The 12,570-nt window shown below is 39.3% G+C and carries 13 protein-coding genes and 1 riboswitch; all 13 genes read right to left on the reverse strand.

The features are described from left to right. Window positions 1-33: 33 nt before the first annotated feature. The 13 genes from BLR11_RS06790 to BLR11_RS06850 all read right to left on the reverse strand — a co-directional run bounded on the left by BLR11_RS06790 (window position 34) and on the right by BLR11_RS06850 (window position 12,437). Complete coding sequence (locus BLR11_RS06790; protein ID WP_091649823.1) at window positions 34-741, reverse strand: Stp1/IreP family PP2C-type Ser/Thr phosphatase; 708 nt, start codon at window positions 739-741, stop codon at window positions 34-36. Window positions 742-804: 63 nt separating this feature from the next. Next, window positions 805-1,833 carry a dual-specificity RNA methyltransferase RlmN gene (gene rlmN, locus BLR11_RS06795; protein WP_091649826.1) on the reverse strand — a complete coding sequence of 343 codons (1,029 nt, stop codon included), beginning with the start codon at window positions 1,831-1,833 and terminating at the stop codon, window positions 805-807. A 2-nt stretch (window positions 1,834-1,835) separates the two neighbouring features. After that, complete coding sequence (gene rsmB, locus BLR11_RS06800) at window positions 1,836-3,164, reverse strand: 16S rRNA (cytosine(967)-C(5))-methyltransferase RsmB (RefSeq protein WP_091649829.1); 1,329 nt, start codon at window positions 3,162-3,164, stop codon at window positions 1,836-1,838. Continuing rightward, complete coding sequence (locus tag BLR11_RS06805) at window positions 3,161-3,913, reverse strand: DUF116 domain-containing protein (RefSeq protein WP_176762899.1); 753 nt, start codon at window positions 3,911-3,913, stop codon at window positions 3,161-3,163. Before BLR11_RS06805 ends, rsmB begins: the two co-directional genes overlap by 4 nt. 5 nt (window positions 3,914-3,918) lie before the next feature. Then, window positions 3,919-4,848: a methionyl-tRNA formyltransferase gene (gene fmt, locus BLR11_RS06810; RefSeq protein ID WP_342707190.1), complete on the reverse strand. Its 930-nt coding sequence runs from the start codon at window positions 4,846-4,848 to the stop codon at window positions 3,919-3,921. Window positions 4,849-4,857: 9 nt separating this feature from the next. Continuing rightward, window positions 4,858-5,319, reverse strand: a complete 462-nt coding sequence (gene def, locus BLR11_RS06815) for a peptide deformylase (protein WP_091649837.1) — start codon at window positions 5,317-5,319, stop codon at window positions 4,858-4,860. 17 nt (window positions 5,320-5,336) lie between these two features. Further along, window positions 5,337-7,700, reverse strand: coding sequence for a primosomal protein N' (priA, locus tag BLR11_RS06820; RefSeq protein ID WP_091649840.1), 2,364 nt, complete (start codon window positions 7,698-7,700; stop codon window positions 5,337-5,339). A 98-nt stretch (window positions 7,701-7,798) separates the two neighbouring features. Next, window positions 7,799-8,992, reverse strand: a complete 1,194-nt coding sequence (gene metK / locus BLR11_RS06825; protein ID WP_091649844.1) for a methionine adenosyltransferase — start codon at window positions 8,990-8,992, stop codon at window positions 7,799-7,801. Window positions 8,993-9,044: 52 nt separating this feature from the next. Further along, window positions 9,045-9,148, reverse strand: a riboswitch (SAM riboswitch). 56 nt (window positions 9,149-9,204) lie between these two features. After that, on the reverse strand, window positions 9,205-10,407 hold the full coding sequence (gene coaBC / locus BLR11_RS06830; protein WP_091649847.1) for a bifunctional phosphopantothenoylcysteine decarboxylase/phosphopantothenate--cysteine ligase CoaBC: 1,203 nt from the start codon (window positions 10,405-10,407) through the stop codon (window positions 9,205-9,207). A gap of 15 nt (window positions 10,408-10,422) precedes the next feature. Continuing rightward, on the reverse strand, window positions 10,423-10,632 hold the full coding sequence (gene rpoZ / locus BLR11_RS06835) for a DNA-directed RNA polymerase subunit omega (protein ID WP_091649850.1): 210 nt from the start codon (window positions 10,630-10,632) through the stop codon (window positions 10,423-10,425). Window positions 10,633-10,644: 12 nt separating this feature from the next. Next, window positions 10,645-11,262, reverse strand: coding sequence for a guanylate kinase (gene gmk, locus BLR11_RS06840; protein ID WP_091649852.1), 618 nt, complete (start codon window positions 11,260-11,262; stop codon window positions 10,645-10,647). Window positions 11,263-11,266: 4 nt separating this feature from the next. After that, on the reverse strand, window positions 11,267-11,554 hold the full coding sequence (gene remA, locus BLR11_RS06845) for an extracellular matrix/biofilm regulator RemA (RefSeq protein ID WP_091649984.1): 288 nt from the start codon (window positions 11,552-11,554) through the stop codon (window positions 11,267-11,269). A gap of 10 nt (window positions 11,555-11,564) precedes the next feature. Next, on the reverse strand, window positions 11,565-12,437 hold the full coding sequence (locus tag BLR11_RS06850) for a YicC/YloC family endoribonuclease (RefSeq protein WP_176762903.1): 873 nt from the start codon (window positions 12,435-12,437) through the stop codon (window positions 11,565-11,567). Window positions 12,438-12,570 lie beyond the last annotated feature (133 nt).

Consider the following 12,570-nt stretch of genomic DNA (forward strand, 5'->3'; position numbering starts at 1 on the left):
ATTCTCCACCATGTATATGTTCTGAAAATTATATCAAATAGTAACCAAAATAGCTGTTACATTATCATTCGCGCCATTTACATAAACGCGTTCAAACAAATCATTTATAATATCTCGTTCTTTGCGGGAATACTCTTGCAATGCTTTTTGTAAGTCATCTTTACTAACAAACGAATTTAATCCATCCGTGCATAGTAATATACGATCCCCAGGGAAAATATCAAAAGAACCCGTGTCAACTTTAAGATTACGATCTACTCCAACGGCCCGGGTCAAAATATTCTTTTTGGGATGATGTTCTGCTTCTTCTTTAGTTATTTTTCCTTCATCCAATAACACTTCTACAATTGAATGATCAACAGTGATTTGAGTCAGTTGATTGTTCCGCAAAACGTAAATACGGCTATCTCCTACGTGAGCCCAGTTCGCTTTATGGTCTGCAATAGTAAGCAAAGATACAGTTGTTCCCATTCCTTTTAAAGAAGGTTCTATCATCGCCTTGCTTAATATACAGGAATTTGCATATTGAACAGCTTTTTCCAACTGAACTGGTGAGACATGCGTATAATTCTGAAAATAGTAAGCAATAGCTTCTACAGCCGTGCTGCTGGCAATTTCTCCACCGACATATCCACCCATACCATCGGCAACGACAAAAACATCCTGCTCTTGGCTGATATAAAACGAATCTTCATTTACTTTTCGCACCAATCCAATTTTGGATTCACCGTATATGCCCAAATCCCCACGTCCTTTCGCGGCACTGCTTTACATACACAATTCAATCATATTCATCTGCATATGTCAAATATTTTCACGCTTTATGCGCAATTGACCACAGGCGGCTTGTATTTGACTTCCCATCTCTTTCCGTAGTGTAACATTTAATCCCTGCTTTTGTAAATAAGAAAAGAAACGATTTATCTCCATCTGGCTCGGTTTGCGTAATCCGACATCATAATTATCGTTGATGGGAATGATATTGATAAGAATATTTTTTCCTTTCATGATACGTGTGAGCATTTCAGCACACGCAATACTACAGTTTACATTTTTCACAAGAATGTATTCATACGTAACTTTACGTCCCGTTTTCACAAAATAATTATCGGCAGCCATTATTACTTCTTCCAGCGGATAGGTGTTGGCAATGGGCATCAGTTCTTTCCGTATGTCTGTTGTAGGTGCATGCAGTGAAACTGCCAATGTAATCGGGATTCCTTCTTCGGCTAAATCATACATGCGAGGAACAATACCCGCAGTTGACAGGGTAATGTTTCGATATCCCATATAAAATGTTTCTTTTTCATGAATCATGTGCAAAAACCGAAGAACATTTTCATAATTCAATAAAGGTTCCCCTGTTCCCATGAGAACCAATGAATGGAGCTCCGGAGTTACCTGCTTTTTAAATGCTAAAAGTTGAACTATCATTTCTCCGGCAGTTAAATTTCGTATAAATCCATTTTTAGCAGATGCACAAAATACACACTTTACAGAACAACCCACTTGTGTGGAAACACAGATGGAATTTCCGTAATCATGCTTCATCATTACAGATTCTACCGTATTGCCATCGGCCATACGCAGCAATAATTTTACAGTTCTTCCATCACTGGATTCCAATCTATCCATTACTTCAGGAAAATATATAGGAGCTTTCTCCTGAAGTAATTCCCTGTCTTTTTTTGGCAGGAGAATCATATCGTCCCAATCCGTAATTCCTTGTTTATAAATATATTGAAATATTTGTGAAGCCCTGAATTTCTTAATATTATACGTTTCTAAAAATTCTTCCAACTGAAGCTTTGTCATATCAAAAACATTGACCATATTTATTCTCCTCTTCGTAATCGTGCAATAAAAAATCCATCCAAATTATCAATTTGCGGCAGTAATTGTATATATGATCCTTCTTTGTAAATACTGCAATAATCAGAAGCCTTTTCCGGCTTAAATTCAGGATGCCGTTTTAAAAAAGCTTCTACAACATGAACATTTTCATCATCATTCATCGTACAGGTGCTGTAAACAAGAATACCTCCCGGTTTTACACACTTTGAAGCACTTTCTAACATAGTTAGCTGCAGTTCGGGCAGTCTTTTTAAATCCATCGGTTTTTTACGCCACCGCAAATCCAGCTTCCGCTTCAAAACACCTAATCCAGAACAAGGAGCATCTACTAATACGCGATCTGCACGATCAGCATATATTTCACCAATTGTTGCGGCATCTTGGAGTAACACACGAACATTGGAAAGGCCCAGATGTTGGGCATTCTTTTCTATAAGCTGCAATTTATGATCATAAATATCGCATCCATATACAATGGACGTATCTCCTGCCAGTGAAGCAATATGCGTGGTCTTACCGCCGGGAGCAGCGCAAACATCAAATATTACCTCGTTAGGCTTAGGATCTAGGACATGGGCCACCAACATAGATGATTCATCTTGAATAAAAGCCAGCCCTTGCTGTAATTCGGGAATATCGTGTATAGAAGGAATCGTGTTTAAATAAATGCCCTCCGGTGCATATGGTGCAATCTCAGCATCCATATCCCGCTGCTGCAGATTATGCAATAATTCGTCTCGGGAGATTTTCGTAGTATTTGCCCGAATACAAAGACGAGGAATCGTTTCAAAATAACGGCATAATGCAACTGTTTCCTCTGTACCATAATCAGCAATCCATTTTTTTATCAGCCATTGCTGCTGATGATATGTCAAAGAAAGATGTAAAATCGTATTTTCCTCCAATGTCGGAATATTAAACTCCATACGGCGGCGAATACCATTTCGCAAAATTCCGTTAACGAATTTTGCCATTCCTTTATTGCCAAAGCGAGTTGCCAATTTTACAGACTCATTACAAGCTGCCGATTCAGGAACTTTTGTAAGACAAAAAATTTGATATAATCCCATCCGCAAAATGACCAGGCAAATAGGATCTAATTTTATTATTTTACGTGTGCTTACTGCCGTAATAATCCAATCCAAATAATTCAAATGACGTAGTGTACCATAGACAAGTTCTGTGTAAAATCGGCGATCCCGATCAACTAATTTATATTTCTGCAACGTTTGTGATACAATAATATTACTATATCCTTTGTCCTGACAAACAGTAAATAAACTTTGGCAGGCTAATTCGCGTACATTCATGATTTTCTCCCTGTAATGATATCTAATAATTTATCTAACTTTTCTACGTCGACAGTTGTATTGAAGCAAGGACCATAGGGACGTTCATTTAATAAGCCTAATACAGGCAATGGTGAGACGTCCTGCATGCCGCTGATCAAATCTCGTTCACAGGCAATGGCAACAATTGCCTGCGGGCGATATTCACGTACTATTTGCCGAGCAAGAGTCCCTCCTGTAGCTACAGAAAAATGCATATTTCTTTTTTCTGCCAATTCTCGAATTTTTCCAATGGAACACTTGCCGCACATATGACAGTTATTGATATTTCTTGTTATTTTATGCGGACATTGATCCCACTGCAGGCAGTGAGGTGCTAATATAAGTACATGATGAGGCGGTATGGAAAAATGGCAGCGAAGGACTAAATGATTAAGAAATGAAATATACGCTTCGTTTACATTTTTTTTATTCGACGCAAGCAATTTAGCTAATGGATAAACGATACGCAAATATAGATTAAACACATGATTTAATCTTTTGCCTTGCAAAAAATGGGTATATGCCGCTATCCAAAGCAATCCATACAAAACAATGCAGCAAGTTGCCGCAAAGAACAATATAATTCCTATAACAGGCTGCAATATAGGGATGTATATATATAATCCTGGTTCAAGAACTTTCCAGCATAAAAACAGGACAGCTGCGATGCATGCCGTAGCTGTCCCGGCCGTATATAAAAATATAGCGTAAGATCGATATGAATTCACAAATTTTACCTCTGCAATACTTGTCCTGGAATCAATACACACCCTTGTAAAAATTGGGCCGCTGCTAACCGTTTACGGCTTTCTGGCTGTACTTCATATATCTGTAATGCGTTACTTCCTGTTTGTACAGTGAAATATTGCTTTGTTACTTCAAGGATGGTTCCTGGTATCCCGTCTCCTCCAGATACAACATCAGCCTTCCATATCTTCAAGCGCTTTCCTTGATACATGCAATACGCTCCGGGCTGCGGATCGAATGCACGAATCAGGCATTCAATATGTGCTGCTTCATCCGCCCAATTTATTTCTGCCATTTCCTTGGTAATTTTGTCAGCATACGTCGCCTCTGCATGACATTGTGCTACGGCATGCGCTTCATAATTTTTCAAATCATGTAAAACTTCAACTAATGCTTGTGACCCAATTTTAGATAATTTTTCAAATAATGTTCCTGTTGTTTCTTTTACATCCAAGGAAATTTCGCATTTTTTCAATATTTTTCCCGTATCCATGCCTTCATCGAGCATCATAATCGTAATGCCGCTGGTTTGAGCACCCTCGTATATAGCTCGTTGGATAGGAGCCGCTCCTCTATATTTAGGCAATAACGAGCCATGTATATTGAGACAGCCAAATGGTGGAATATCCAACACCTTCTTGGGAAGTATCTTACCATACGCAATAACAATAATAACCTCCGGCCGTAAATTCCGCAATTGTGCAAGTATTGTTTCGTCATGCATCGTACTTGGCTGCAATACCGGAATTTTCAACGCTTCCGCACATTCTTTAACTGGAGAAAAGGAAATTCGTTTTCCTCTTCCTCTCTCTTTGTCCGGCTGTGTTACAACAGCCGCGATATCATAGCCTTGATCATAAACAGCCTTTAAAGAAGGTACTGCAAATGCCGGAGTTCCCATGAAAACGATTCTCATATTTTTCACTTATTCCTCCACTAATCGTAAATTATCTGCTTTTTCAATAAATAAAACACCCGTTAAATGATCAATTTCATGTTGAAATATACGTGCTAGAAAACCTTCCGGATTAAAATATACGACTTTTCCCCGGCGATTCAGAGATTTTACTTTGATTTTACTGTATCGTTCCACTTCACCATAATATCCGGGAACACTTAAACATCCTTCACTGCCAATTTCCATTTCTTTGGATGTTTCAATTATTTCGGGATTGATAAGTTCGATCAAACCATTGCCGCCATCTAATACAATCAGCTGCTGCGGTACATTTACCTGGGGAGCAGCAAGGCCTACACCTTCGGCAGCATACATTGTTTCCGCCATGTCATCCAATAACTTTTTAGTTTGTTTCGTAATCGTTTCAACCGGCTGAGCTGTTCCTTTTAAAATAGGAGCTCCCGCCTTTACAATTTTAAGTATAGCCATTAAAAATTCACCTCATATTAAATGCTTGGATCTACATCTATTATTATACCAGTTTTATGAAATTCTGCCTCTTCTTTTATGTATTTTTTTATTTTTACTAAATCAGCCCCTTTGATCAGGACGATAATACGGAATTTATTACGAATTTTTTTTATCGTATCAACATACGGACCGATAATTTCAATGTTCTGATCATACCGCAATCTCCACGCGGCCAGCAAATCAAATATCCGATTCCCGGCCTTCCACATAAACGATTCGTCCTCATAGGTGACAGTAATTTTAACGATTTGATGAAATGGCGGATATAATAACTCCTGTCGATATGAAATTTCTTTTTCGTAAAAAGACTTATAATCTTGATATTTACTGCATTGTATCACATAATGTTCCGGCGCGTACGTTTGCATAACGACATGTCCGGGCACATTCCCTCTTCCCGACCGGCCGGCTGCTTGAGTTAAAAGCTGAAAGGTACGTTCCCCCGCCCAATACACCGGCAGGTTTAACAAACTATCAGCAGATAAAATACCTACAGCACTCACTTCTGGAAAATCATGTCCTTTAGCAACCATTTGTGTACCTAAAAGGATATCATACTCATGTCGTCGAAATGCTTCAATAATTTTATCGCCGCTGTTCTTTCTGCCCGTTGTATCTTGATCAAGGCGGATAATACGGGCTTGCGGATACCTGTCATGCAGCTGCTCTTCTACTTTTTCCGTTCCGGTGCCAAAAAACTTAATATATTTGCTGCCGCAAGAAGGACAAACAACAGGAACCGGTATCTCCGTATCACAATAGTGACACCGCAGATTATGCTGGCTTTTATGATATACCATGGCAACATCACAGGTCTTACATTTTACAACATATCCACATTTACGGCACATTACGAAAGTAGAAAATCCACGTCTATTCAATAAAATAATGGCCTGCTGCCTGCATGCCAGAGTTTGATCCAACAGCGTGGCCAGTGCATCGGAAATAACACTTCTATTCCCTCGGGCTAATTCTTCCCGCATATCTACAACCCTGACATCAGGAAGTGGTTTGTTTTGAACTCTCCGGCTTAATTCCAAAAGTACATACTCCCCTTTCTGGGCTCTGTAATAAGAATCCAACGAGGGAGTGGCACTTCCCAAAATGACAGGACACCGGTAATACGAAGCTCTCTTGCGAGCAACAGCAACAGCGTGATAGCGTGGAGTCTCATCTTGTTTATAAGAACTGTCATGTGCTTCATCTACGATAACAAGGCCAAGATTGGAGACAGCGGTAAACACTGCAGATCTGGCACCAATGCAAATGTGACTTTCCTCTTTTTGCATACGAAGCCAATTGTTTTGACGTTCTCCCTTAGATAATTGGCTATGCATAACAACGATATCATTCCCAAAACGACGTATAAATCTTCGTACAATTTGTCCCGTCAGTGCTATTTCAGGTACAAGAACAATGACTTGCCTGCCGCGTGCAATGACTTGTTCGGCTAAGTCCATATATATTTCAGTTTTCCCACTGCCTGTAACGCCATGCAGGACATAGGTGCTTCCCTTTGTATCATTTTTAATTACAGTAACCGCATGTTCCTGTTCGGGTGTAAGCTGCCACGGTTTATCGGCCGCCTCTTTTTCTGTTAAATCTACAGTCTGCTTTAATCTAATATCAATAGCAGCCAGTTTCGTCTGAACCAAATGCTGTATAATATCACGGCTATAACCCTTTTGGATCCAAAAGGAAAGGGGAGCCGGTCCGTTTTCCTTTAATTCTGCTAACAAGTGCATTTGCTTCTTACGGTTTTTTAATATGGATTGGCAGTCATCATCTACAAAATACAACCACTTTTCTGTTTTATCGGCAATTTTATTTTGTAACTGTTTTTCTTCTTTCAAAGCATGCTTTTCAATAAGTTTTTCAATAAACGCTTGTCCAAACTGATTGCATAATATTTTTTTCTCTTCATTCTTTTTATTTTCAAGATATTCCCATATGTTTTTTCCATTCAGCTGCAAAAGCATATCTCTATTTTCCACAGTAACGTATGTATGGGCAACAATTCCCTTTTTTTCAATCATAAATAACCGCAGCGAATCGGACATGCTGCATAAATAATAGTCACTGATCCACAAAGCAGTAGCAATCATTTCTTCTTGAAATCCGGTCTGCACTGACAAGACAGAACTAATCGGTTTTAATACATAATCATGTTGTACAGAATCGGCTGGATGAAGAGCTACGATAACTCCTTCTTCCCTGCGATGGCCAAAAGGAACTAATACACGTGTACCCACACGGACAAAAAGCTCTTCAGGAACAATATAGGAAAATGTCTTTTGCAGCCTTTTAGCGGTTATATTGATGATTACTTCTGCAATCATAATTATATACTCCTATCAAAGAAAAAGAGAGACATAAATGTCTCCCTTTGATAATTTATGCGCACCTATATTATAACGCAAAATAAACAAACTTTATACTAGTGTAAACCTGCTTCTTTCCGAAGTATTTCTGCCTTATCCGTTTTTTCCCACGGAAGATCCAAGTCATTACGGCCAAAATGGCCGTATGCAGCTGTTTGTTTGTATATGGGACGCTGTAAATCGAGCATTTCAATAATACCGGCTGGACGAAGATCAAAATATTTTTTTATAAGAGTTTCGATCACATCATTTTCAACTTTGCCTGTATCAAACGTTTCCACATGAATAGATACGGGATTAGCAACACCAATAGCATACGCAAGCTGGATTTCACATTTATCAGCTAATCCGGCCGCAACAACATTTTTGGCTACATAACGAGCTGCATAGGCCGCTGAACGGTCCACTTTCGTAGGATCTTTACCCGAAAACGCACCGCCGCCATGTCGAGCCATACCGCCATACGTATCGACAATAATCTTACGTCCTGTAAGTCCTGAATCCCCTTGCGGCCCACCGATAACAAACCGGCCCGTCGGATTAATAAACAATTTTGTTTTATCATCAAACAAACCCTCTGATAATTCCGGTTTTATAACATATTCCAATAAATCTTTTTCAATTTGTTCCCGTGTAACTTCAGGACTATGCTGTGCAGAAATTACAATCGTATCAATGCGCACAGGCCGGCCATTATCATATTCGACAGTGACTTGCGTTTTACCGTCGGGACGAAGATACGGCAGCGTACCATCTTTGCGGACTTTGGCCAGCCGGCGGGCTAAACGATGTGCCAGAGAAATCGGCAGCGGCATATAGTCATCTGTTTCATTAGTAGCATATCCAAACATCATCCCTTGATCGCCGGCTCCAATGGCATCAAATGCATCGCTGTCACCATCTTTTACTTCTTTTGCTTCATCGACACCCATAGCAATATCCGGTGACTGTTCATCAAGTGAAACCAATACGCCGCAGGTATCACAATCAAAACCGTATTTAGCTCGTGTATACCCAATACTGCGAACTGTTTCTCTTACAATATGTGGAATGTCGACATAGCAAGTAGTTGAAATTTCCCCAACAACATGTACCATTCCTGTTGTTACCAAAGTTTCACAAGCAACGCGGGCATTTTTATCTTTTTCCAAAATAGCATCAAGAATGCTATCTGAAATTTGGTCGGCCATTTTATCAGGATGACCTTCTGTGACAGATTCAGATGTAAAAAATTCGTGATTTTTTGTCATTATTATTTTCCTCCTAAAAAAAAATCCCTCTGTAAAAGAGGGGTTATTTTCATACCCATCTTCCAGTTTGCACTGTTGGATTTAGCACCGTCTTCATTATCTGAAAGGTTGCTGCGGCATCATCGGGCCAATCCCTCCGTCGTCTCTTGATGGCAATATTCGTTTCAATTAATTATTTTAAATGATATAAGCTAATATTGCAAGCCCTTTTCTTAAGATTTATTGATTATTTTTGTAACTCGATCAATAATAATAGCAGCTAGGTCAAATTTATCCATTATATCAAACTTTTCGTTTGTTCCATCAGGAAACAGCAATGTTGCAACATTTGTGTTTACCTTGAAACCGGCACCTGCCGCACTTACATCATTCGCAACAAGCATATCCAGATTTTTTTTCTTTAATTTCTCTGTTCCATATTGAATCACATGTGTCGTTTCCGCAGCAAACCCGACAAGTATCTGATTTTTTTTACGCTGTCCCAACCCATACAATATATCCGGATTTTTCTCCATTGATAAGATCAACGTATCTTCTGATTTTTTTATTTTATCTTTGGCCGGGGTTTGAACCCGGTAATCGGCGACAGCTGCCGCTTTTATAACAACATCTGCATCATCATATAATGAATCTACAGCTTGTTTCATGTCTCTTGTACTGACAACATCAATGCGCTTTACCCCTAACGGTGTTTCCAAATTTGTAACTCCGCTTATTAATGTTACATCAGCGCCTGCCAATACCGCGGCTTTGGCAATAGCAAATCCCATGCGTCCGCTGGAATGGTTTCCAATAAATCGTACCGGATCGATTGCTTCCCGCGTTCCACCAGCAGTTACAATTACTTTTTTCCCTTTTAACTGGGCAGTACAGCAAGCCTTCATTTCAATATAATCAACAATAGCACTAGGTTGAGGAAGGCGTCCTATACCGGTAACACCACAAGCTAAAAGTCCTGCATCAGGTGTCATAATAGAATAATCGTATTGTTTTAACTTTTCCATATTGTTTTGAACAATCGGATTCAAATACATATTTGTATTCATAGCCGGCGCAATAACAACAGGCGCCTTGGTAGCCATCACCGTAGTAGTAAGCATGTCGTCAGCAATACCTCCGGCAATTTTTCCTATGCAATTAGCCGTAGCCGGTGCGATGACAAATACATCGGCCCAAGACGCCAGTGCTATATGTTCCACATGCCAATTAGTTACTTCGTTCCACATAGAAACAGTAACAGGATTACCCGTTATTTCACGTAAAGTCAACGGAGTAATAAATTTTGCCGCATTTTCGGTCATGATACACTTGACTTCCGCACCACGTTTACATAATAAACTGGCAATTTCAGCAGCCTTAAATGCAGCAATACCACCACAAACAGCGAGAATAACCTTCTTATTATTTAATAACATCGGAATCACCAGCTTTTATTTAATGCCGCTTTTCGGGGCTTCATACGTAATTTTACCTTCGTCAATTTCTTCCATGGCAATAGATACGACCTTTTCAGATTTTGTATCTACGAGCGGTGCATCTCCTTCATTTAACTCACGAGCTCGTTTAGCTGCCAATGTCACCAATGTATATTTACTGTCCACTTTTTTCATTAGAGATTCCAAGGTCGGTTTTATTAACATAACATATCACTCCTAATCTTTAAATTGTGCATGAATGGAAGTTATCAAATGATGATTGCGGGAAACCTTGCACTGTTCCGCCACGATAATTGCCGCCGCACGTTCAACTGCCAATTCCAATTCATCATTAATAACTACATATTCATACTCCGATAACCATTCTAATTCATCTTTCACTTTTGCCAATCGCCGAGCAATAACATTTGCCGAATCGGTATGACGGCTCTTCAGACGGTTAGTCAACACATCCAGGGACGGTGGGATAACATAAATAAACACTGCCTTAGGATATTTATTTTTTATCTGCATTGCACCTTGAATGTCAATTTCCAGCATAACATTCTTTCCCTGCTGCAACATATTAAACACGTATTCTTTCGGTGTTCCGTAATAGTGCTCATATACCTGAGCATATTCTAAAAAAGAATCGATACGGATCAATTCTTCAAAATGTAAATTGTCCGTAAAAAAATAATTAATTCCATCTACTTCACCATTACGCGGCTCTCTGGTCGTCATGGAAATAGAATAATAAATGTTCGGAAAACGTTTTCTCAACGCATTGCAAATTGTTCCTTTTCCGGCTCCCGAAGGCCCTGAGACAACGATGAGTAATCCGGGATCGTTCATGCCATTACTTCCTTTCTTCATCATCATTGTATAGTGCTTCATTTTCATTCCCAACGGTAAGAATACGATGCGAAATTGTTTCCGGCTGAATAGCTGATAAAATAATTTGCCCATTATCCATCATCAGGACGGAACGGGTTTTGCGGCCAAAGGTTGCATCTATCAGCATATTATGTTCTCTCGCTTCCTGCACCATTCGTTTTATCGGTGCCGATTCGGGACTAATAATAGCAACTACCTTATTCGCCATAACCATATTTCCAAACCCGATATTTAAAAGATTGAAATTCATATTATCACCATCATTCAATATTTTGAATTTGTTCTCTGATTTTTTCAATTTCATTTTTCAATTGCAAGACATATTCTGTAACATCCAAATCGGCGGCCTTCGAACCAATGGTATTAGTTTCTCTATTCAATTCCTGAATAAGAAAATCTAATTGCCGGCCTATATCGCCATTTTCTTCTAAAATTCTCCTTAATTGTATCACATGACTGTGAAATCGCACAACTTCTTCCGTAAAATCAACCTTATCCGCATATGTGGCAACTTCCTGCAAAAGACGTTCTTCATCAGGAACGGCTTTTATCTCATCAAACATATTTATTATTCGCTTACGCAATCTGCTTTCATAATGTGCCGCAATATCATCTTTTCGCTCTGCAATAGCATGAACAGTATCTTCTATTTTATCAGCACGCAGCAATAAATCTTTTTTAATATTCAGCCCCTCCGCTTCACGCATCTGCACGATACGATCCAAAGAAGCTTGCAAAGCAATGGAAAAAACCGGCCAGCAGGCATCTGCATCAACGGTTGGCGGTTCTTGAACAAACCAGTCCTTGGTCAGCGAAATAATTTGAGATAACGTGGTCTTTTCATGAAACAATTCCTCATTCACTTTATCCAATGCATATTTACAGGCAGTTAAATTGGCAAAATCGATGCGAATCTGCGGTTCTTTGCATAGTAATTCTGTTACCGTGACATATACGTCTACTTTTCCACGATGCAGAACCGCTTTCAATCCATTTCGTATGCGATCCTCCAATGACAAATATGCATGCGGCATGCGTATCGATACCTCTAAAAAGCGTTGATTTACTGCTTTAATTTCTATCGTAACTTGTAGTTTCCCGTTGCTATAGGTTCCTGAACCAAATCCAGTCATACTTCGCAAGATGATGACCTCCTTATACGCCATTCTGTATGATAGTATAGCCCAAATCAGTCATCTATGTCCACTATTAAAAGGAAAATACTTTTTTACTATAGGTTTTTAATTGAAAATATACTACAATAGA

The organism is Megasphaera paucivorans, assembly GCF_900103535.1.
Taxonomy (GTDB): domain Bacteria; phylum Bacillota; class Negativicutes; order Veillonellales; family Megasphaeraceae; genus Megasphaera_A; species Megasphaera_A paucivorans.